The 19,653-nt window shown below is 68.8% G+C and carries 21 protein-coding genes; 17 read left to right on the top strand and 4 right to left on the bottom strand.

Features of this window, described 5'->3' with window-relative positions; genetic code table 11:
• Nucleotides 1-15 precede the first annotated feature (15 nt).
• The 10 genes from BI335_RS05895 to BI335_RS05850 all read left to right on the top strand — a co-directional run bounded on the left by BI335_RS05895 (nt 16) and on the right by BI335_RS05850 (nt 10,983).
• A complete protein-coding gene (locus BI335_RS05895; RefSeq protein WP_094403330.1) occupies nt 16-954 on the top strand; it encodes an ABC transporter permease in 939 nt (312 codons plus the stop codon).
• Complete coding sequence (locus BI335_RS05890; protein WP_094359207.1) at nt 947-1,891, top strand: ABC transporter permease; 945 nt, start codon at nt 947-949, stop codon at nt 1,889-1,891. The genes BI335_RS05895 and BI335_RS05890 overlap by 8 nt, the downstream gene beginning before the upstream one ends.
• Before the next feature lie 10 nt (nt 1,892-1,901).
• Nucleotides 1,902-2,996 carry an ABC transporter ATP-binding protein gene (locus BI335_RS05885; RefSeq protein WP_094359209.1) on the top strand — a complete coding sequence of 365 codons (1,095 nt, stop codon included), beginning with the start codon at nt 1,902-1,904 and terminating at the stop codon, nt 2,994-2,996.
• The gene (locus BI335_RS05880) at nt 2,993-4,060 is read left to right on the top strand and encodes an ABC transporter ATP-binding protein (protein WP_094429905.1); all 1,068 of its coding nucleotides are present in this window, start codon (nt 2,993-2,995) and stop codon (nt 4,058-4,060) included. The genes BI335_RS05885 and BI335_RS05880 overlap by 4 nt, the downstream gene beginning before the upstream one ends.
• 249 nt (nt 4,061-4,309) lie before the next feature.
• A complete protein-coding gene (locus BI335_RS05875; protein WP_144009078.1) occupies nt 4,310-5,977 on the top strand; it encodes a peptide ABC transporter substrate-binding protein in 1,668 nt (555 codons plus the stop codon).
• Nucleotides 5,978-6,034: 57 nt separating this feature from the next.
• Entirely contained in the window at nt 6,035-6,874 is an 840-nt protein-coding gene (locus tag BI335_RS05870; protein ID WP_094429903.1) for a zinc-binding dehydrogenase, read from the top strand.
• A gap of 17 nt (nt 6,875-6,891) precedes the next feature.
• Nucleotides 6,892-7,842, top strand: a complete 951-nt coding sequence (gene mshB / locus BI335_RS05865) for an N-acetyl-1-D-myo-inositol-2-amino-2-deoxy-alpha-D-glucopyranoside deacetylase (protein WP_229119465.1) — start codon at nt 6,892-6,894, stop codon at nt 7,840-7,842.
• Nucleotides 7,835-8,365, top strand: a complete 531-nt coding sequence (locus tag BI335_RS05860) for a flavin reductase family protein (protein ID WP_094359218.1) — start codon at nt 7,835-7,837, stop codon at nt 8,363-8,365. The genes mshB and BI335_RS05860 overlap by 8 nt, the downstream gene beginning before the upstream one ends.
• A 133-nt stretch (nt 8,366-8,498) precedes the next feature.
• Nucleotides 8,499-10,154 carry a VanW family protein gene (locus tag BI335_RS05855; RefSeq protein WP_094429902.1) on the top strand — a complete coding sequence of 552 codons (1,656 nt, stop codon included), beginning with the start codon at nt 8,499-8,501 and terminating at the stop codon, nt 10,152-10,154.
• Nucleotides 10,155-10,194: 40 nt separating this feature from the next.
• Nucleotides 10,195-10,983 carry an MOSC domain-containing protein gene (locus BI335_RS05850; protein ID WP_094429901.1) on the top strand — a complete coding sequence of 263 codons (789 nt, stop codon included), beginning with the start codon at nt 10,195-10,197 and terminating at the stop codon, nt 10,981-10,983.
• 254 nt (nt 10,984-11,237) lie between these two features.
• Here the strand turns inward: BI335_RS05850 and BI335_RS05845 are convergent, their stop codons facing one another.
• Together BI335_RS05845 and BI335_RS21330 are read right to left on the bottom strand one after the other, a co-directional pair.
• A complete protein-coding gene (locus BI335_RS05845) occupies nt 11,238-12,188 on the bottom strand; it encodes an endonuclease/exonuclease/phosphatase family protein (RefSeq protein WP_094429900.1) in 951 nt (316 codons plus the stop codon).
• A 42-nt stretch (nt 12,189-12,230) separates the two neighbouring features.
• Nucleotides 12,231-12,782: a hypothetical protein gene (locus BI335_RS21330; RefSeq protein ID WP_172421757.1), complete on the bottom strand. Its 552-nt coding sequence runs from the start codon at nt 12,780-12,782 to the stop codon at nt 12,231-12,233.
• A gap of 87 nt (nt 12,783-12,869) precedes the next feature.
• Between BI335_RS21330 and fdxA the strand changes: the two genes are divergently transcribed.
• Both fdxA and dapC read left to right on the top strand, forming a co-directional pair.
• Complete coding sequence (gene fdxA, locus BI335_RS21810; RefSeq protein WP_208109383.1) at nt 12,870-13,196, top strand: ferredoxin; 327 nt, start codon at nt 12,870-12,872, stop codon at nt 13,194-13,196.
• The gene (gene dapC / locus BI335_RS05835; RefSeq protein ID WP_324252823.1) at nt 13,193-14,320 is read left to right on the top strand and encodes a succinyldiaminopimelate transaminase; all 1,128 of its coding nucleotides are present in this window, start codon (nt 13,193-13,195) and stop codon (nt 14,318-14,320) included. Before fdxA ends, dapC begins: the two co-directional genes overlap by 4 nt.
• 71 nt (nt 14,321-14,391) lie before the next feature.
• Here the strand turns inward: dapC and BI335_RS05830 are convergent, their stop codons facing one another.
• Both BI335_RS05830 and dapD read right to left on the bottom strand, forming a co-directional pair.
• Nucleotides 14,392-15,264 (bottom strand): hypothetical protein, encoded by an 873-nt coding sequence (locus BI335_RS05830; protein WP_094429897.1) that lies wholly within the window; start codon nt 15,262-15,264, stop codon nt 14,392-14,394.
• A 5-nt stretch (nt 15,265-15,269) separates the two neighbouring features.
• Complete coding sequence (dapD, locus tag BI335_RS05825) at nt 15,270-16,205, bottom strand: 2,3,4,5-tetrahydropyridine-2,6-dicarboxylate N-succinyltransferase (RefSeq protein WP_094429896.1); 936 nt, start codon at nt 16,203-16,205, stop codon at nt 15,270-15,272.
• A gap of 95 nt (nt 16,206-16,300) precedes the next feature.
• On the opposite strand from dapD, the gene BI335_RS05820 reads away from it, so the two are divergent.
• From BI335_RS05820 to BI335_RS21805, 5 genes are read left to right on the top strand one after another with little or no spacing between them, the layout of a single operon-like run.
• Nucleotides 16,301-16,924 carry a DUF2975 domain-containing protein gene (locus tag BI335_RS05820; protein ID WP_094429895.1) on the top strand — a complete coding sequence of 208 codons (624 nt, stop codon included), beginning with the start codon at nt 16,301-16,303 and terminating at the stop codon, nt 16,922-16,924.
• Nucleotides 16,924-17,157: a helix-turn-helix domain-containing protein gene (locus tag BI335_RS05815; protein WP_094359233.1), complete on the top strand. Its 234-nt coding sequence runs from the start codon at nt 16,924-16,926 to the stop codon at nt 17,155-17,157. Before BI335_RS05820 ends, BI335_RS05815 begins: the two co-directional genes overlap by 1 nt.
• Nucleotides 17,158-17,167: 10 nt before the next feature.
• Nucleotides 17,168-18,259, top strand: coding sequence for a succinyl-diaminopimelate desuccinylase (gene dapE, locus BI335_RS05810; RefSeq protein ID WP_094429941.1), 1,092 nt, complete (start codon nt 17,168-17,170; stop codon nt 18,257-18,259).
• Entirely contained in the window at nt 18,256-19,032 is a 777-nt protein-coding gene (locus tag BI335_RS05805) for an LOG family protein (protein ID WP_094429894.1), read from the top strand. The genes dapE and BI335_RS05805 overlap by 4 nt, the downstream gene beginning before the upstream one ends.
• Nucleotides 19,032-19,523 carry a DivIVA domain-containing protein gene (locus tag BI335_RS21805; RefSeq protein WP_094359236.1) on the top strand — a complete coding sequence of 164 codons (492 nt, stop codon included), beginning with the start codon at nt 19,032-19,034 and terminating at the stop codon, nt 19,521-19,523. Before BI335_RS05805 ends, BI335_RS21805 begins: the two co-directional genes overlap by 1 nt.
• Nucleotides 19,524-19,653: the final 130 nt, after the last annotated feature.

The raw sequence follows: 19,653 nt of genomic DNA, 5'->3' as shown, positions 1-19,653 counted from the left end.
GGAAAGGAGGACGGCATGGCCACCTACATCCTGCGCCGGCTGCTCCAGATGATTCCGGTGCTGCTCGGCTCGACCTTCCTGATCTTCATGCTGGTGTACGCCCTGCCCGGCGAGCCCTGGGAGGGCCGCTGCGGCGAGCGCCCGTGCGATGCGGCGTACATCGAGAAGTTCAAGGCCGACTACAACCTCGACAAGCCGCTGCTGGTGCAGTACGCGCTCTTCCTGGGCCGGCTGCTGCGCGGCGACCTCGGCATCAACTTCTACAACAAGCCGGTCAGCCAGGAGCTGATCGAGCGGCTCCCGACGACCTTCACCCTGGCGATCATGGCGATCATCCTGGAGATCGTCATCGGCATCACCCTCGGTGTGATCGCCGGCATCACCAAGGGCAAGCTGCCCGACGTGCTGATCACCATCCTGACCCTGCTGCTGATCTCGATGCCGGTCTTCGTGATCGGCGGTCTCTACCAGATGATCTTCGGCATCAAGCTGCAGTGGTTCCCTGTGACAGCGCAGAACGGGCCGATAACACCAGAGTTGATATACAGCCTGGTGCTCCCGGCGATGGTGCTGGCCAGCCTGCAGATCGCCTACATCACCCGGCTCACCCGGACCTCGCTGGTGGAGAACCTGCGCGCCGACTATGTGCGCACCGCCAAGGCGAAGGGCCTCTCCCGCAACCGCACCGTCGGCGTACACACGCTGCGCAACTCGCTGGTTCCGGTGATCACCCAGATCGGTATCGACCTGGGTGCGCTGATGGGCGGGGCGATCGTCACCGAGCGGATCTTCAACGTCAACGGCATCGGTTTCTTCATCTTCCGCTCGATCACCCAGCAGGACGGGGTGTCGGTGGTCGGCGCGGTGACCGTGCTGGTGCTCGTCTATCTGCTCGCCAACCTGATCGTGGACGTGCTCTACGGATTCCTGGACCCGAGGATCAGCCATGGCTGACACACAACTGACCACCGACACCACGCCGACGCCCGAGCCCTCGCCGTCGCCGAAGCAGGAGAAGACCCGCTCGCTGTGGGGCGATGCCTGGCTCGAGCTGCGCCGCAGCCCGATGTTCTGGATCGCCGCGGTGCTGATCGTGTTCATCGTCGCGATGGCAATCGCGCCGCAGCTGTTCACCAAGGCCGACCCCTACTTCTGCGACCTGAACAACTCGCTGAAGAAGCCGGGTGCCAACGGCACCCTGTTCGGCTACACCCTGCAGGGCTGCGATGTGTACGCCCGCACCGTCTACGGTGCCCGGTCCTCGATCCTGGTGGGCCTGTTGGCCTCGCTGGGCACGTTGCTGCTGGGTTCGCTGATCGGTGTCGTCGCCGGCTACTTCGGCGGCTGGGTGGACATCATCCTGTCCCGGCTGGGCGATGTCTTCTTCGCCATCCCGCTGCTGCTCGGCGGCATCATCATCCTCTACACCTTCCCGAACAAGCTGAACACCCCCTACATGGTGGTGGTGTTGAAGGTGGTGGCCGCCATCGTCGTGCTCGGTTGGCCGACGATCGCGCGATTGATGCGATCCTCGGTGCTGCAGGTGATCCCGACCGATTACGTGCAGGCCGGTCGGGCGCTCGGCGCCGGGTCCAGCCGGTTGATCTTCAGCCACGTGCTGCCGAACGCGTTCGCGCCGGCCGTCGTGGTCGCCACCATCAACCTGGGCGCCTACATCGCCACCGAGGCGACGCTGTCGTTCCTCGGTATCGGCCTGCAGGCCCCGGTGATCTCCTGGGGCGTGGACATCTCCGAGGCCTCCGGTATCGGCTACATCGCGGCCGCGCCGCACATGCTGCTGGTGCCCTCGGCGTTCCTGTCCATCACCGTGCTCGCGTTCATCCTGCTGGGTGAGGCGATCCGGGACGCCCTCGATCCGAAGCTGCGCTGAGAGGAGCCCCATGGCCAGCAACAGCGAAACCCTGGACTCCACCCACAAGGTGGAGCGCATCGACGAGCGCAGCCAGCGATGGCAGCCGATCAACGGCCGACTGCTCGAGGTGGAGGACCTGCACGTCGAGTTCCGGACCCGCGACGGGGTCGCCAAGGCGATCAACGGCGTGAACTTCAGCCTCGACGAGGGGGAGACCCTCGCCATCCTGGGCGAATCCGGTTCCGGCAAGTCGGTCACCGCGCAGGCGGTGATGGGCATCCTGGACACCCCGCCGGGTTACGTCACCGGCGGGCAGGTCCGCTACTGCGGTACCGATCTGCTGAAGCTCAAGGAGAAGGACATGCAGCAGGTCCGCGGCCCGGAGATCTCGATGATCTTCCAGGACGCGCTGTCCTCGCTGAACCCGGTCTTCCCGGTGGGCTGGCAGATCGCGGAGATGTTCCGCCAGCACCGCGGCACCAACAAGTCGGATGCCTGGAAACAGGCCGTCCGATTGATGGAGCAGGTGAACATCCCGGCCGCCCGGGAGCGGGTGCGGGCCTACCCGCACCAGTTCTCCGGCGGCATGCGGCAGCGGATCATGATCGCGATGGCGATCGCGCTCGACCCGGCGGTGCTGATCGCCGACGAGCCGACCACCGCGCTCGATGTCACCGTGCAGGCGCAGATCATGTCGCTGCTCAAGGAACTGCAGGTCGAGCGCAAGATGGGTCTGATCCTGATCACCCACGACCTCGGTGTGGTCGCCGACGTCGCCGACCGGATCGCGGTGATGTACGCCGGCCGGCTGGTCGAGACCGCCGATGTCTTCGATCTGTACGCCCGGCCGGGACACCCTTACACCAAGGGATTGCTGGAATCGATCCCGCGGCTGGACCAGAAGGGGCAGACGCTGTCCGCGATCGGCGGCCTGCCGCCGAACCTGCTGCGGATCCCCGACGGCTGCGCGTTCAACCCGCGTTGCCGGTTCGCCACCGACATCTGCCGCACCGGTGCCCCGCCGCAACTGGTGGAGCTCGGCCACAACCGGGCCAGTGCCTGCCACTACGCCCACCAGGTCGTCGAGGGTGCCGAACCCGAACAGATCAAGGAGTTGCGATGACCGAGACCCAGCCGTCCTCCGGTGGCTCGACCGCGGTGGCGCCGACCCGTGAGGTGATCCTCTCCGCCGAGGGGCTGAAGAAGCACTACCCGATCAAGAAGGGGGTGCTGCAGCGTACCGTCGGTCACGTCAAGGCGGTCGACGGTGTCTCCCTGGATCTCTACAAGGGTGAGACTCTCGGCATCGTGGGGGAGTCCGGGTGTGGCAAGTCCACCCTCGGCCGGTTGCTGATGCGACTGGAGGATCCGACCGAGGGCAAGACCTATTTCGAGGGCGTCGACATGTACGCCCAGTCCGGTGCCGCGATGCGCCGACTGCGGCGCGACATCCAGATCGTCTTCCAGGACCCCTACACCTCGCTGAACCCGCGCAAGACCGTCGGCGACATCATCGGGGAGGCCTATGACATCCACCCCGACGCGGTGCCCAAGGGTGGCCGGCGCAAGCGGGTGCAGGAGCTGCTGGAGATGGTCGGGCTGAACCCCGAACACATCAACCGCTACCCGCACCAGTTCTCCGGCGGCCAGCGGCAGCGCGTCGGGATCGCCCGCGGCATCGCGCTGAACCCGAAGGTGCTGATCTGCGACGAGCCGGTCTCGGCGCTGGACGTGTCGGTGCAGGCGCAGGTGGTCAACCTGATGGAGAAGCTGCAGGACGAGCTGGGGCTGGCCTACATCTTCATCGCCCATGACCTGTCGGTGGTGCGCCACATCTCCGACCGGGTCGGGGTGATGTATCTGGGCAAGCTCGTCGAGATCGGTGATGAGGACCAGATCTATTCCCATCCCACGCACCCCTACACCCAGGCACTGCTGTCCGCGGTGCCGGTACCGGATCCGACGCTGCGCGAGGCCAAGAACCAGATCGTGCTCACCGGTGACGTGCCGAGCCCGGCCAATCCGCCGACCGGCTGCCGCTTCCACACCCGCTGCTGGAAGGCGCAGGAGCGCTGCACGGTGGAGGAGCCGATCCTCGAGCTGCGTCCCGACGGGGCCAGCGAGCACGCCTCGGCCTGCCACTTCGCCCAGCCGCGGGATGTGCTGGCCCAGGAAGGATTGCGTTAGTTCCCAACGCTCATCGAGTAGCGAGCCAGGCGCAGCGAAGCGGAGCCATGGGTCGCGTGTCGAGATGAGGCGCGGTGGCTTCGACTCGGTCGTTCCTCCCTCGCTCAGCCATCGTCTGGGGGGACTCGTCTCGACATGCCCTGCGCTGCCTTGCTTCGCTGCGGCACCGCAGGGCTACTCGATGAGCGTTCCCGAATCGGGGATCGTTGGGCTTCTCCGCTAGCATCGACCCGCGAACGGAGGAGGGTGATGGTTCGGCTGCTGCTCGGCGTACTGGCGGGTGTACTGCTGCTGGTGGGTTGTACGCCGGAGCCGGCTCCGCCGGCGGATCCGCAGGCGCCCGCGAGCGCCGCGGCGGGCGGTGGCGGCGCCAGGGTGAGCGGCGACATCACGATCCGCGGCTGCACCCCCGCCCAACCCCTGCTCCCCGCGAACACCCTGGACAGCTGCGGGCTGCGGATCATGGATCCGCTGACCTCCCGGCTCTATCGCGCGAACAGCGACACCGGGGCGATCGAACCCGACCTGGCGGAATCGGTGGACACCACCGACTCGCAGACCTTCACCGTGCGACTGGCCAGGGGCCGGCTCTTCCACGACGGCACCGAGGTCAAGGCCCGCAACGTCGTCTCCGCCTGGAACTGGGCGGCGTACGGCCCGAACAAGATGGCGGGGCAGAGCTTCTTCGCCCCGATCGAGGGCGCCGACCAGCTCGCCTGCGTACCGGGCGCCGCCTGCTCCAAGGACGGCCGACCGACCGCGATGAGCGGGTTGAAGGTGCTCGATGACTACACCTTCACCGTGCGCACAACCAAGCCGCTGACCGACTTCGCGGCCCGGGTCAGCCACCCGGTGTTCGCGCCGCTGCCGGACGCCTTCTTCGCCGAGGACGACGGCAAGGACTCCTTCGGCAAGCTGCCGGTGGGTGCCGGTCCGTTCAAGATCGCCAGCAACACCACCAGCGAGATCGCGCTGGAGCGCTTCGACGGCTACACCGGCCGCTACCCGGCCCAGATCCGCAAGGTCACCGTGCGGATGTACGACGACACCGCCAAGGACTACAACCTGTCCAAGGCGTACAACGACGTGGTCGCCAACCGGCTCGACTTCACCGACGTGATCCCCACCGATCAGTTGATCGACGACCAGTGGCAGAAGGACCTGGAGAACCGCTTCGCGCTGCGCGACACCCGCGCGGTGCAGCAGCTCAGCTTCGCCGCGGGTGATCGGCAGCTGGCCGATCCGCGGCTGCGGCGGGCGATCTCGATGGGTATCGACCGGCAGGCGCTGGCCGGGCAGGTGTTCAACAACACCCGGGCGCCGGCGACCAGCTGGGTCTCCCCGGTGGTGCCCGGTTATCGCACCGACGCCTGCGCCGACATGTGTGCCTATGATCCGGTCGCCGCGCGCGATCTCTATGCCGCGGCCGGTGGTTACTCCGGTGAGTTCGTGATCACCGTGAGCGCGGCCGGCGGCAACAAGCAGTGGGCCGACGCGCTGTGCAACCAGCTCACCAACTCCCTCGATCTGGACTGCCAGGTGCGGCTGCTGCCGAACCAGGCGGCGGTCCTCGGCGCCGCGGGCAGCGGCCGGGCCACCGGCATGGTCGGGGTCGACGACCTGTCCGGCTACCTGACCCCCGAGCCCTACCTGAGCCGCTACCGCTCCGATGCCTGGCACAACGTCGGCCGATACAGCAACGGCAGCTACGACCAGCTGGTCACCCAGGCGGCCGGTGCCACCTCGCAGGCCGCGGCCAATGAGGCGTACCGCAGGGCCGAGCAACTGCTCGCCCAGGATCCGCCCTCGGTGCCGCTGTGGTACGCCAGCACCCCGGTCGGCTGGTCGAACCGGGTCACCGATGTGAAGGTGACCCTGTTCGGCACCCTCGATCTGAGCAGCATCCGGGTCAAGTGAGGCGTACGCCGCAGCGCCGGTTGACTTCAAGGTAACTTGAAGTTCTAGCTTCGCAGCATGCGAGCAATCACCGTGCAGCAGTTCGGCGGACCCCAGGTCCTGACCCCGACCGAGATCGAAGACGTCGCACCCCGACCGGGTGAGGTGCTGATCCGCACCCGGTACGCCGACGTCATGTACCTCGACACCCAGCTGCGGGCCGGCTGGGGGCAGGACTTCTTCGATCTGACCCTGCCCTACGTTCCCGGTGGCGCCGTCGGCGGTGAGATCGTGGCTGTGGGTGCCGGGGTCGACCTGGTCACCGCGACCGCGATCGTGCACGACGGGCAGACCGCGCAGGCCCTGCTGCGCAGTGCCGCCGTGCGACCCGGGGAAACGGTGCTGGTCACCGCGGCCGGCGGCGGTGTGGGGGTGCTGCTCGTGCAGTTGCTGCGGGCCGCCGGTGCCACCGTGTTCACCGCGGCCTCGCAACGCAAGCAGGAGCTGCTCACCCGGCTCGGCCCGGACGTCTCGGTCGACTACACCGAGCCGGAATGGACCGCGGCCCTGCCCACCCGCCCGGAGGTCGTCATCGACGGCGCCGGCGGCCGCTACGGTGCCGCGGCCCTGGCGGCCGTCGCACCCGGCGGGCGGTACCTCGGCTTCGGCGCCGCCGACGGGGCATTCGCGCAGGACTCCGGCCCCCAGCGGGGCGACATCACCAGCACCTCGCTGCTGGAGATCACCGGCGATCCACGGCTCGACTGGGACCAACTGAACGCCGCGGCCCTGCACGCGGTCGCCGACGGTACCGCCGTGCCCTGCGTCGGACAGACCTTCGCCCTGGACCAGGCCACGGCGGCGCACGCCGCGATCGCCGCCCGGGAGACCATCGGCCGGACCCTGCTGTGGATCTGATCGATAGGGTGGGGGCCGTGCTGGCACCCGAAACCGCGACCACCGAGGACACCGCGACCACCGAGCGCCCCGAACCGCACCGGCTGCTGCTCGTCCACGCCCATCCCGACGACGAGGTCACCACGACCGGCGTCACGATGGCCCGGGCGGTCGCCGACGGCGCCCAGGTGACGCTGGTCACCTGCACCCTCGGCGAGGAGGGCGAGATCGTCGTCGACGACCTCAAACATCTGGGCGCCGACCGGGACGGTGGCCTGGGGGAATACCGGATCGGTGAGCTGAACGCCGCCCTCGGCGCCCTCGGGGTCACCGACAGCCTGCGGCTGGGCCACGACGGCAAATACCGCGACTCCGGGATGGCGACCGACGACCAGGGTCGGGTGGTGCCGGTGGATCTGGTGCACGACGAGGCCTTCTGGCGCGCCGATCTGCGCGAGGCGGCGACCGATCTGGTGCCGGTGATCCGGGACCGCCGGCCCGAGGTGCTGATCACCTACGACGACTACGGCAACTATGGTCACCCCGACCACATCCAGGCCCATCGGGTGGCCATGTACGCCGCCCAGCTCGCCGCGATCCCGGCGTACCGTCCCGACCTCGGTGAGGCATGGCAGGTGCGCCGCATCCTGTGGACCACGATGAGCGAGTCCTGGATGCGCGAGGGGCTGCGCCAGATGCGGGCCGCCGGGGACACCGAGTCCTGGGGCGGGATGGATCCCGAGGGGCCGATGCCGCCGATGGTCCGTCCCGACGACCAGATCGCGCTCACCGTGTCCGCACCCGAGCTGGTCGACCGCAAGCTGGATGCGTTCCGTGCCCACCGCACCCAGATCTCCTTCGACAGCCCGTTCTTCCAGATGGCCGAGACCTACCCGCAGGCCTGGGCCAACGAGTGGTTCGTGCACGCCGGCGGGGAGGCGTTGCCGGCCGGGGCGACCGACATCTTCGCCGGGCTCCGCGATGAGTGAGCCGGCCGAACCGCGCGACGACCTGGTCGCCGGCGTACCAGCGGCAGAGCACCTGCGCCGCGGGATGGCCACCTTCGCCACCGGGGTGACGGTGATCACTGCGTACGCGGGGGAGATCCAGTACGCGATGACCGCGAACTCGTTCACCTCGCTCTCCCTCGACCCGCCGCTGGTGATGGTCTCGGTGGCCCGGGGCGGGCGGTTCCATCGGCCGGTGCTGGACGCCGGCGCCTGGGCGGTGTCGGTGCTCGGCGCCGACCAGCTGGAACTGGCCCGGCACTTCTCCGACGCGCACCGGGACCGGCTGCGCCAGTTCGAGACCGTGCCGCACCGGATCTCGACCATCACCGGGTCGCCGCTGCTGCTCGGGTCCCTGGCCTGGTTCGAATGCGTCACCGACCGGGTCGTCGAGGCGGGCGATCACAGCCTGCTGATCGGCGCCGTCCACAGCTGCTGGGTCACCGAACGGCCCGGGCGTCCGCTGACCTATTTTCGGGGGGCTTTCCTGCCCGGACCCGGTTGAGAATTCAGCCCGGGACTTCGGTTGTCGTACTATCGGACGCGTTCGTCTCCCGTCAGAAGGTAGAAACTTGACCACCCAAGTGAGTACACCCGCGCCCAGAACGCGCTCCCGCAAGGGCAGGATCATCCTTCTGGTGCTGATCGGGTTGCTGCTGGTGCTCGGTGGCATCTACTTCGCCGGATATGCGATGGCCGGGGACAAGCTGCCCAAGAACACCTCGATGGCCGGCATCCAGATCGGCGGGCTGACCGCCGACGAGGCGGTCAGCAAGCTGCAGACCGAATACGCCGGCCAGGCGGACAAGCCGTTCGTCATCAACGCCGAGGGCCGACGGCTGGAGCTGAAGCCCTCGGACGCGGGGATGAGCGTCGACTACCCGCAGACCGTCGACCAGGCGGGTGCCGGCAAGAGCCTGGCGCCCACCCACATCTGGCGGGTGCTCACCGGTGGCGGCGCGATCGAGCCGGTGACCCGGGTCGACCAGAACAAGCTCACCGGCGCGGTCGGCCAGTTGGCCGGTCAGGTGAACAAGGAGCCCAAGGACGCCACGGTCGCCTTCGCCGGCGCGGAGCTGAAGCGTACCCCCGGTGAGGACGCGATCGAGCTGCGCCAGACCGAGCTGACCAACACGCTCAAGTCGGCGTACCTGAACCAGACCGATGTCGAGGCGAAGATCAAGCGCACCCCGCCGACGATCACCGATGCGAAGGTCGAGGAGGTCGTCAACAGCTATGCCGGGCCGGCGGTCTCCGGGCCGATCAAGGTGGACACCGGCAAGGGGGTCGTCGAGGTCACCCCGACGATGATCGGCAACTCGAGCACGATCAAGGTCGAGGGCGACAAGTTGCAGGGCAGCACCGACGGCGAGAAGCTGTTCAAGGAGGCCCAGTCGGCGATCAAGAAGCTGGATCTGAAGGAACCGAAGGACGCCCAGTTCAAGTTCGAGGGCGGCCGACCGACGGTGGTGCCCTCGGTCGATGGTGCCCAGCTCGGCAAGGACAACTTCCTCAAGGCCGTGCTGCCCGCGGTGCCGACGACCGACAAGCGCGAGGTGAAGGCCGAGCTGACCCCGGCGCCGGCGAAGTTCACCACCGAGCAGGCCAACCAGCAGCTGCCCAAGGAAGTGATCGGGGAGTTCACCACCTACTACCCGCACGCCGACTACCGCAACACCAACCTCGGCCTGGCCGCCCAGCGGATCAGCGGCAACACCGTGCCCAAGGGTGAGGTGTTCTCGCTGGACAAGGCGCTCGGCAGCCGCAGCTCCGGTTACGTCGACGGATATGTGATCGACGGCGGCAAGCTGAAGAAGGAGAACGCCGGCGGCATCTCCCAGTCCGCCACCACCGTGTTCAACGCGGCCTGGTTCGCCGGCCTGGAAGACGTCCAGCATCAGCCGCACACCCTCTACTTCGACCGCTACCCGGCGGGCCGGGAGTCGACGATCTATTCCGGTGTGATCGATGTGAAGTTCCGCAACACCACCGACAACGCCATCTATCTGGAGTCGTCGGTCAACCGGTCCTCCCCGGGCGGCAAGGGTTCGATCACGGTCAAGATCTGGGGCACCAAGAAGTGGGACATCGAGTCCCCGGAGCCGACGAAGTCGAACTTCTACAACGGCAAGACGATCACCGACAACTCGCCGACCTGCGAGCCGCAGTCGGCCTCGCCCGGTTTCACCGCGAGCTACTACCGGCTGTTCAAGGTCAACGGGCAGGTCGTCAAGCGCGAGGACCAGAGCTGGAAGTACTCCGCGACCGACGAGATCAAGTGCACCAAACCCTGAGCGGGAGCCACGATGGTTGAGCGAGCGCGGGAGGCCCACGATGGCTGAGCGAGCGCCAGCGAGTCGAAGCCACGTCGTCCGGCTGGATCGCTACCCGGTCAAGGGTTTCGGTCCGCAGACCCTCGATCGGTTGACGGTACTCGAGAGTCGGGTCGTCGGGGACCGGGTGCTGGGATTCCGGTACGCCGATGCGGAGGAGACCGGCGACGGCTGGGGCACCAAGCGCCAGATGGTGGTGCTGATGAACACCCCGTCGATCGCCCGGTTGACGGTGCACACCGACGGTGACCGGATCCGGCTGCTGCGCGGCGACGAGCTGATCGCCGACGAGCCCCTCGACGCCGCCGGCCGGCAGCGGGTCGCGGCCCTGCTCGCCGACCAGCCCGAGGTGGACCTGCCGGCGGATTCACCGCATCGGCCGCTGCGTGTGGTCGGCGACGGCCGCACCCCGCAGCTGCAGGATCGCGAGCCGGGGTACGTCACCCTGCACAGCCGGGCCAGCATCGAGGCGTTCGCCGAGGCGACCGGCGGCGAGGTGGACCAGGTCAGGTTCCGCTCCAACGTGATCATCGACGGGGTCGAACCGCTGGCCGAACTCGGCTGGGCCGGCCGCCAGATCGCCATCGGCGGGATGCGGTTCCGGGTGCACCAGCCGCTGGTGCGCTGCCTGGCCACCCACGCCAACCCCAGCACCGGGGAACGTGACCTGAACGTGCTGCGTACCCTGACCCGCGGCCTCGACCTCCCCGAGCCGATCTTCGGGGTCTCACTGGTCGCCCTCGCCGACGGCGAACTCACCCTCGGTGACGACGTCACGCTCATCGACTAGTCACGTTCATCTCGACACGGTCGCTGCGCGACCTACTCGATGAGCGTGCGGGGGAGGTCGCTGCGCAACCTGCTCGATGAGCCAGGGGGTTCATCTCGACACGCGCCGCCGGCTCCGCTTCGCTGCGCCGGCGGCGCTACTCGATGAACGTGTGGGGGGACGACCTCCGCTTCGCTGCGCCGGCGGCGCTACTCGATGAACGTGTGGGGGGACGACCTCCGCTTCGCTGCGCCGGCGGCGCTACTCGATGAACGTCAGGGGAGCCGGAGCAGCGCCTGGACGGGGGTGTGGTCGCTCGGCCAGCGGCCGCGCCGGGTCCAGGTGTTGATGGCCGCCTCAAGGACCTGGATTCCCCTGGTGGCGAGGATCCAGTCGATCCGCACTCCCGCCGGATCGGGCGTCTTGTAGTTCGGGAACGTGCCGACGCGCGGGGTGAGCTGCTTGGCGGCGGCCAGCCAGGTGTCCTGCAGGCCGCCGTTGGTGACCAGCACGTCGTAGGGCACCGACTGCTCGGCGGCGGCGTTGGTGTCGGCGGTGAAGATCACCGGCAGACCGCTGGCGGCGATCTGGTCGCGTACCGTCTCCGCGCTGCGCACCTGGGCGTTCTGCGACTGGTGATCGAAATGGGAGTTGATGTGCAGGAACTCCTTGCCGGTCTCCCGATCGGTGAAGCGCACCCAGGTGACGATCCGGGTGACCCGGTTGCCCCAGGTCGCCGAGCCGATCACGTCGGGGGTGTCGGAGAGCCAGTACTGGTCCCACTCGAGCGCCTCGAGCCGCCGGTCGTCATAGAAGATCGCCGAGTACTCACCCGCCGACCCGCCCGCGCGACCGTAGCCGAGCATCCGGTGGTCCTTGCCCAGGCCCGCCTCGATCGCGGGCAGCTGGTTCCACTCGGCCTCCTGGACGCCGAGCAGTGTCGGCTGCTCCCGCTTCAGGAACTCGGTCACCAGCGGCGCCCGCTCGGGCCAGTAGTCCGGCTCCCCGGGCTTGGTGATCCCCTCCCGGTCGTAGCGGATGTTGAAGCTCATCGCGTGCAGATCCGGCTCCTTCGCGCGGCCGATCAGCGCGGCGCCGGCACCGTTGTCCGCCGGCGCGGCGGTCGCCTTCGACGACGATCCGAAGGTGGCGGCCAGGGTGCCGGCGGCGGCGACACCGGCCGCCTGACCGAGCACGCCGCGGCGGGTGAACTGTGTTGCTCCCATGGTTCTCCTCGGCTGGGGGTGGTTGATGGGATGTCCGGAACGCTACTGGATGGTGGTCAGGCCGAGCCCGGCGAGGGTGGTCGCGGGGAGGTCGCTGGTGAGGACCAGGTTGCGGGCGCCGCGGCGGGCGGCCCAGGCGGCCAGCGGTTCCAGCGCGGCGGCGTCGGCGAGTCGGACGGCGACCCACTCGCCGTTCACCAGTGCCCGCGATTCACCGCGGTGCACCCGGTCGCCGGCCTCCGCGGTGACCCCGCTGTCGTCCAGGTGATCGACCAGATCGACGAGCCGGGCCACCCAGCAGTCACCGGTGCCGGCGAGCCAGTCGTCGTGGGCCAGGGCGCGCAGGCCGCCGGTCTCGAAGGCCAGCGGGTTCCGGCCGCGCGGCACCGTCGGGATCCGGCGGGCGAACAGGATCTCACCCCGGGACACCGTGTGCCGCACCCCGCGGCGGTCCTCGATGTGCAGTTCCAGATCGTCCAACGACAGCAGCAATCCGATCAGATCGGTGACCTGGCCCTCGGTCCCCAGCCGGAGCGAGAGCCGCATGCCGGGGCGTACCCCCTCGAGCCGATCGAGTGGGTCATGTCTCACCATCGGAGGGTCCTTTGCGAGGCGGGGGAGCGGGACGCGATACTAGGTTGGACAGCAGCGCCGAAGGGGCGCGGGACGAGGAGTGGAACGTTGACCTACATCATTGCTCAACCATGCGTGGACCTTAAGGACCGTGCCTGTGTCGAGGAGTGTCCCGTCGACTGCATCTACGAGGGTGCACGCATGCTCTACATCCAGCCCGACGAGTGCGTTGACTGCGGTGCGTGCGAACCGGTCTGCCCGGTCGAGGCGATCTACTACGAGGACGACGTTCCGAGCGAGTGGGCCAACTACTACGACGTGAACGTGCAGTTCTTCGACAAGTACGGTTCGCCCGGTGGTGCGTCCAAGATGGGCGTCGTCGACGACGATCACCAGTTCGTCAAGGATCTGCCCCCGCAGGAACACGACGAGTGATCGAGCCGCGCGGCGGACGCGTCAGGCAACCCCTCGCGGCGGCGCTCCCGGACTTTCCCTGGGACACCATCGCCGGCGCGAAGCAGCGGGCCGCCGCGCATCCCGACGGGATCATCAACCTGTCGGTCGGTACGCCGGTCGACCCGGTTCCCGAGGTGGTGCAGCGGGCGCTCATCGAGGCGGCGGATTCCCCGGGTTATCCGGTCACCATCGGTACGCCGCGGCTGCGGCAGGCGATGGCCGACTTCCTGGTCCGGCGCTGCGGGGTCCAGGGTCTCGGTGAGCTGGCCGGGGTGCCCGCGATCGGGACCAAGGAGATCGTCGCGAACCTGCCGTCCCAGCTCGGGCTCGGCAGCGACGACACCCTGATCGTGCCGAGCGTCGCCTACCCGACCTACGCCGTCGGCGGGGGGCTGAGCCGCAGCCGGGTGGTCGTCACCGACGATCCGGACACCGCGCCCGCGGCGACGATGGCCTGGATCAACTCGCCGTCCAATCCGACCGGTGCGGTCAGCGATCCCGGGCTGCTGCGCGGCTGGGTGAACTGGGCCCGCGAGCACGACGCGATCCTGGCCTCCGACGAGTGCTATCTGGAGTTCGGCTGGGAGGTCGATCCGGTCTCGGTCATGCACCCCGACATCTGCGGCGACAGCCACGCCAATCTGCTGGTCGCGCACTCGCTGTCCAAGCGTTCCAACCTGGCCGGTTACCGGGCCGGGTTCGTCGCCGGTGACCCGGCACTGCTGGCCGAGCTGCTGGAGGTGCGCAAGCACGCCGGGTTCATCATGCCCGAGCCGGTGCAGGCCGCGATGGCGGCCGCGCTGGATGACGAGCAGCACGTCGCACAGCAGCGGGAACGCTATCGGCGCCGGCGCGCGGTGCTGCGACCGGCGCTGGAGGCGGTCGGGTTCACCATCGAGCACTCGGAGGCGGGGCTCTATCTGTGGGTGACCCGCGGGGAGTCCGGTCGTGCATCGCTGGATTTCCTTGCCGAGCAGGGAATCCTGGCCGCGCCGGGGGACTTCTATGGCAACGACTCGGCCGACCATCTGCGGGTCGCGCTGACCGCCACCGATGAGCGCATCGACGCCGCGGTAAGCCGGTTGGCCGCCGTCGCCGGCTGATACCGCTCATCTCGACACGGCCGCCATTGCTCCGCTTCGCTGCGCATGCGGCCTACTCGATGAGCGTCGGGTCAGCGGAAGGTGACGATGACCGTCCGTTCGCCGCTGCTGCCGGCGCTGATCCACTTCGGCATCGAGTTGCCGTCGGGTTCCCAGCTGCGGGCATTGGTCTCCACCCGGGCGATGCCCTGCAGGCCGGCGTTCGCGGTGGCGTAATGCGCGATCGACCAGGCCTGCTGGGGATTGCGGGCGGTGATCGTCAGTGTCTTGCCGGAGGTGCGGGTGCTGAGCTTGCCGTGGGTGAGTGCCAGCTGGGTGCTGAACGCGTCGGGCTGGCCCGCGTTGCTGCGCTCGTCGAAGCAGGACAACCCGCCGGGTGCCTGACCGGTGAACACCTTGCTCAGCACCACCGCGTTCTGCTCGTGCTTGCGGTACGCGTCCGGGAAGCCGGACTTCTGCACGGCCTGGGCGGTGTCGTTGACGTCACCGTTCTGCCAGTTCGGGATCTTCACCAGCGCGTTGTAGAAGGCATTGCTGGCATACCAGGGATCCATGATCTGCTGCTGGGTGCCCCAGTCCTGCGAGGGGCGCTGCTGGAACAACCCGATCGAGTCCCGGTCGCCGTAGCTGAGGTTGCGGATCCCGCTCTCCTGATAGGCGGTGGCCATCGCGATCGTCGCCGCCTGCGGATCGAGCTGGCGCTGCACCGAGATGCCGACGATGATCGCGGTGAGGTACGCCTGCTCACGGGTCAGCGTCACCGAGCGGCCGTCGGCGGTCGCCACGCAGCGCTGCTCGAACTGCGTCGGCGGCAACTGCTGCCGGTCCCGGAGGAAGGCGAGCCCGAGCACGCCCACCGCGATCACGATCAGGATCACCACCGCGAAACAGCCGACGGTCCGCCCGGCTCGGCCGGTTCGCCCGGTGCTGGTCGCGCGTGCCATCGAGCTCAGTTGGCGTGCAGGATGTCGTTGAGCGCCACGGTGCGCCCGGTGCGATCGCGCACCTCGACGGCGCCGGTCTGGGAGTTGCGCAGGAACAGCAGGCCGTCCTTGCCGGACAAGGTGGCGGCCTTGACGACCTCACCGCCCACATCCACCTTGGTGCCGGCGGTGACATAGAGCCCCGCCTCGACCACGCAGTCGTCGCCGAGGGCGATGCCGATGCCGGATTCCGCGCCCAGCAGGCAGCGCTCACCGATCGAGACCCGCTCGGTGCCGCCACCGGACAGCGTGCCCATCGTGGAGGCGCCGCCGCCGATGTCGGACCCGTCGCCGACCACCACGCCCTGGGAGATCCGGCCCTCGACCATCGAGGTGCCCAGGGTGCCGGCGTTGAAGTTGACGAAGCCCTCGTGCATCACGGTGGTGCCGGGGGACAGGTGGGCGCCGAGGCGTACCCGGTCGGCGTCACCGATCCGCACCCCGGTGGGGATCACGTAGTCGACCAGTCGCGGGAACTTGTCCACCCCGAAGACGGTGACGTGGCCGCGGGCGGCGCGCAGCCGGGCCCGGGTGCTCTCGAAGCCCTCCACCGCGCAGGGGCCGGCGGAGGTCCAGACGACATTGGTCAGGACGCCGAACAGGCCGTCCAGGTTGATCGTGTTCGGCTGCACCAGGGTGTGGCTGAGCAGATGCAGCCGCAGGTAGGCATCCGGCATGTCGGCCGGCTTGGTGTCCAGATCGATGGTGACCAGCTCGACCGCGGTGCTCACCTGGCGCACGTCGTCCCGGCCGGCCGCGGCGGCCAGTTCGTCGGGCGCCTCGGACCCGTCGTGGGTGCCGAGGGCGGGTGCGGGGAACCAGGTGTCGAGGACCTGTCCGGAGTCGTGCCGGGACACCAGTCCCCACCCCCAGGCCATGCGCGCGTTCTGCTGCTCAGTCATGGCGGCAACCCTACCGAACCGAGACCAGCCTCCTTGCCATCCTTATCGAGAAACATTAATATCGAAAAACGATAAGGCTGGTGAGGAGAGATGGGATGATGACGAACGATCAGGAGCGCGTGCTCGGGATGCGATTCGACCGGTCGGACTGGTTCGTGCTGCGGGTGCTGCCGTGGTTGGTCGCCGGTCTGCTGGCCGGCGGCGGGCCGTTCGCACAGGTGGCGGCCCTTTTGACCGGCCGCTACCCACTCGAGGTGCCGGTCCTCACCGGGCCAGCGGTCGAGGCCGGGCAGGCGCCGGGGGTGTCGGTGCACTGGTCGCAGCAGACCTGGCTGATCGATCCCGAGCCGGGCCTGCTGGCGGTCCTGCTGATCGAACCGGTGCTGACCCTGGTGGCGCTCGCCGTCGGGGTGTTGCTGCTGGATCGGCTGGTCCGGCAGTTGCGGGCCGAGCCGTTCGCGCCGCGCAGCGCCCGGTTGCTCGGGCTGCTCGGGCTGCTGCTGATGGTCTGGGGGGCCGCCGCGCCGATGCTGCGCTTCGGCGGTTCACTGTTCGCGCAACTGCAGTCGCGGACCGACCAGGTCGCCGAGTTCGGCGTCGCACCGTTCTCGCTGGGCGATTATCTGGCACCGTTGGTGCTCGGCCTGTTGCTGGTGGCGATCGCGTACGCCTTCCGGCGCGGGCAGCGACTGGCCGACGACGTGGCCGGGCTGGTCTGATGCCGGTCGAGGAACCGCACCGGGTGGTCTGCCATCTCGACCGGCTGCTGGCCGAGCGCGGACTGACCCTGACCGCACTGAGCGAACGCGTCGGGGTCAGCCTGGTGAATCTGTCGGTGCTGAAAAACGATCGCGCCAAGGCGATCCGCTTCTCCACCCTGACCGCGCTGTGTGACGCGCTCGACTGCACGCCGGGGGAGTTGTTCGAGGTGCGCCAACCCTCGGATGGCTAGGGTGGGGGCCATGAGTGACCTCGACCTGTCCGGTGACGTCGTCGACCTCTTCCAGACACTGGTCGACATCGAATCCGTCTCCGGCAATGAGGGGCCGATCACCGACGCCATCGAGGCGGCCCTGCAGAACCAGCCCCACCTGAAGACCGACCGGATCGGGAACACCCTGATCGCCCGCACCGAGCTCGGCCGCGACAACCGGGTGCTGGTCGCCGGGCACACCGACACCGTCCCGCTGACCACCCCCGAGCCGAACCTGCCCTCCCGCTTCGAGGGCAGCGGCGCCGACCGGGTCCTGATCGGCCGCGGCACCTGCGACATGAAGGGCGGGGTCGCGGTGGCGCTCAGCCTGGCTGCCGAGCTCACCGAACCGGTCCATGACGTGACCTGGGTCTGCTACGACAACGAAGAGGTCGAGGCCGCCAAGAACGGGTTGAACAAGGTGGCCGCCGAGCGCCCCGAACTGCTCGCCGCCGACTTCGCCGTGCTCGGTGAGCCGACCGGTGCCGGGGTCGAGGGCGGCTGCCAGGGCACGATGCGGGCGGTGGTCACCTTCACCGGCACCGCGGCGCACTCGGCCCGCGCCTGGATGGGCCACAACGCGATCCACGACGCCGCCGAGCTGCTGAACCGGCTGACCGCCTACGAGCCGGAGAAACCGGTGGTCGACGGGCTCGAATACCACGAGGGCCTGAACGCGGTCCGGATCACCGGCGGCATCGCCGGCAACGTGATCCCGGATCGCTGCGAGATCGAGCTGAACTACCGGTTCGCACCCGACAAGGACCTGGCGGCCGCCGAGGCGTACCTCACCGATTTCCTGCAGGGCTTGGATTTCCGGATCACCGACAAGGCCGCCGGTGCCCGGCCGGGGCTCGACCTGCCGGTCGCCCAGGGCTTCCTGGCGGCCGTCGGCGGCGAGCCGCGTGCCAAGTACGGCTGGACCGACGTGTCGCGATTCGCCGCTCTCGGCGTACCCGCGGTGAACTTCGGGCCGGCCGACCCGATCAAGGCACACACCGACGACGAGTACTGCCCGATCGACCAGCTCCATCGCTGCCGCGAGGTGCTCGGCGGCTGGCTCTCGGGGGGTGCACGATGACCCCGCAGTTGCCGCCGCAGCGCGGGCTGGACGACCACGAGCGTCGCCAGCAGGGGCCGGTGTTCCGCTCCCGCGACATGGTGCAGCCGACCACCACCGACCAGCGGCTGCTGGAATCCCGCGGCCCCTCGGACTGGGTGCACACCGACCCCTGGCGGGTGCTGCGGATCCAGTCGGAGTTCGTCGAGGGTTTCGGCACGCTCGCCGAACTGGGCACCGCGATCAGCGTCTTCGGCTCGGCGCGGACCTCGCGGGACCATCCCATGTACGCCGCCGCGCAGGACCTGGGTGCCAAGCTGGTTCGCGCTGGATTCGCGGTGATCACCGGTGGCGGCCCCGGCATCATGGAGGCCGCCAACCGCGGCGCCTGCGATGAGGGCGGGGTCTCGGTCGGACTGGGCATCGAGCTGCCGTTCGAGACCGGGCTGAACGAATACGTGACCCTCGGCATCAACTTCCGCTACTTCTTCGCCCGCAAGACGATGTTCGTGAAGTACTCCCAGGGTTTCGTGGTGATGCCCGGCGGGTTCGGCACCTTCGACGAGCTGTTCGAGGCGTTGACCCTGGTGCAGACCCGCAAGGTCACCGACTTCCCGGTGGTGCTGTTCGGCTCCGACTACTGGGGTGGGCTGAAGCAGTGGCTCGTCGACAAGGCCCTGGGCGAGGGATACATCTCACCCAAGGATGTCGATCTGCTGCCGATCGTCGATGATGTGGACGAGGCGGTGGCCATCATGGTGGAACGCAACACGCCGGCCGAGGAGGGCCCCTGATGGAAATGGTGATCGTCATCGTGGCGGTTGTCGTGCTCGGACTGGCCGCCATGGTCGCCGCCGGCAAGCTGGGGGAGATGAAGGCCGAACCGGTCCGCGATGTCTACGAACCGCCGCTGCCGGCCGACGGCGAGCTGCACGGTGACGACCTCGAGGGGGTCCGGTTCGGGGTGCAGGCGCGTGGCTACGACATGGCCGAGGTCGACGACCTGATGGCCCGGATGGCGCGGGAACTGGACGAGCGGGACCGCCGGATCAGCGAGTTGGGTGAGGGCCGGGTGCCCGGCCGGGCCAGCGTGACGAAGGAACCGGGGGATCGGGTCGAGTGGCTCGACGACCGCGCCGAGGCGGAGGACGAGGACCCCGAGCCGGATCCGGAGACCCGGCAGAAGGCGGACCGGTGGCGCGGCAAGGACGAGGACGAGTCGGACTGGGCGCAGTACCGGCCGGGCTCCGGATCCGGCGGCAGCACCCGCACCGACGCCCCCTGAGTGCACCCCCCGAGCTGTGGTGGGGCAGCATCACACGCCCAGCAGGGGTCAATCAACCGCAACGGGCCCGAATGCGGAATAATGGGTGCCGAGTCACCCTGGGGACCCGAGCATGAGGTCCACTGACGAG

The organism is Enemella evansiae, assembly GCF_002250705.1.
Classification (GTDB): Bacteria; Actinomycetota; Actinomycetes; order Propionibacteriales; family Propionibacteriaceae; genus Enemella; species Enemella evansiae.
Note: the sequence above shows the minus strand (reverse complement) of the source record. Positions and strands in the feature narration are given on the sequence as shown.

What these genes read in the sequence shown, in the direction of transcription:
- BI335_RS05860 (WP_094359218.1), top strand. Translation starts at nt 7,835, where the DNA reads ATGAGTGAGCCGGCCGAACCGCGCGACGACCTGGTCGCCGGCGTACCA.
- BI335_RS05805 (WP_094429894.1), top strand. Translation starts at nt 18,256, where the DNA reads ATGACCCCGCAGTTGCCGCCGCAGCGCGGGCTGGACGACCACGAGCGT.
- BI335_RS05875 (WP_144009078.1), top strand. Translation starts at nt 4,310, where the DNA reads ATGGTTCGGCTGCTGCTCGGCGTACTGGCGGGTGTACTGCTGCTGGTG.
- BI335_RS05850 (WP_094429901.1), top strand. Translation starts at nt 10,195, where the DNA reads ATGGCTGAGCGAGCGCCAGCGAGTCGAAGCCACGTCGTCCGGCTGGAT.
- BI335_RS05830 (WP_094429897.1), bottom strand. Translation starts at nt 15,264, where the DNA reads ATGGCACGCGCGACCAGCACCGGGCGAACCGGCCGAGCCGGGCGGACC.
- dapE (WP_094429941.1), top strand. Translation starts at nt 17,168, where the DNA reads ATGAGTGACCTCGACCTGTCCGGTGACGTCGTCGACCTCTTCCAGACA.
- BI335_RS21330 (WP_172421757.1), bottom strand. Translation starts at nt 12,782, where the DNA reads ATGGTGAGACATGACCCACTCGATCGGCTCGAGGGGGTACGCCCCGGC.
- BI335_RS05845 (WP_094429900.1), bottom strand. Translation starts at nt 12,188, where the DNA reads ATGGGAGCAACACAGTTCACCCGCCGCGGCGTGCTCGGTCAGGCGGCC.
- dapD (WP_094429896.1), bottom strand. Translation starts at nt 16,205, where the DNA reads ATGACTGAGCAGCAGAACGCGCGCATGGCCTGGGGGTGGGGACTGGTG.
- BI335_RS05870 (WP_094429903.1), top strand. Translation starts at nt 6,035, where the DNA reads ATGCGAGCAATCACCGTGCAGCAGTTCGGCGGACCCCAGGTCCTGACC.
- BI335_RS05820 (WP_094429895.1), top strand. Translation starts at nt 16,301, where the DNA reads ATGATGACGAACGATCAGGAGCGCGTGCTCGGGATGCGATTCGACCGG.
- BI335_RS05815 (WP_094359233.1), top strand. Translation starts at nt 16,924, where the DNA reads ATGCCGGTCGAGGAACCGCACCGGGTGGTCTGCCATCTCGACCGGCTG.
- BI335_RS05885 (WP_094359209.1), top strand. Translation starts at nt 1,902, where the DNA reads ATGGCCAGCAACAGCGAAACCCTGGACTCCACCCACAAGGTGGAGCGC.
- BI335_RS05890 (WP_094359207.1), top strand. Translation starts at nt 947, where the DNA reads ATGGCTGACACACAACTGACCACCGACACCACGCCGACGCCCGAGCCC.
- BI335_RS05895 (WP_094403330.1), top strand. Translation starts at nt 16, where the DNA reads ATGGCCACCTACATCCTGCGCCGGCTGCTCCAGATGATTCCGGTGCTG.
- BI335_RS21805 (WP_094359236.1), top strand. Translation starts at nt 19,032, where the DNA reads ATGGAAATGGTGATCGTCATCGTGGCGGTTGTCGTGCTCGGACTGGCC.
- BI335_RS05880 (WP_094429905.1), top strand. Translation starts at nt 2,993, where the DNA reads ATGACCGAGACCCAGCCGTCCTCCGGTGGCTCGACCGCGGTGGCGCCG.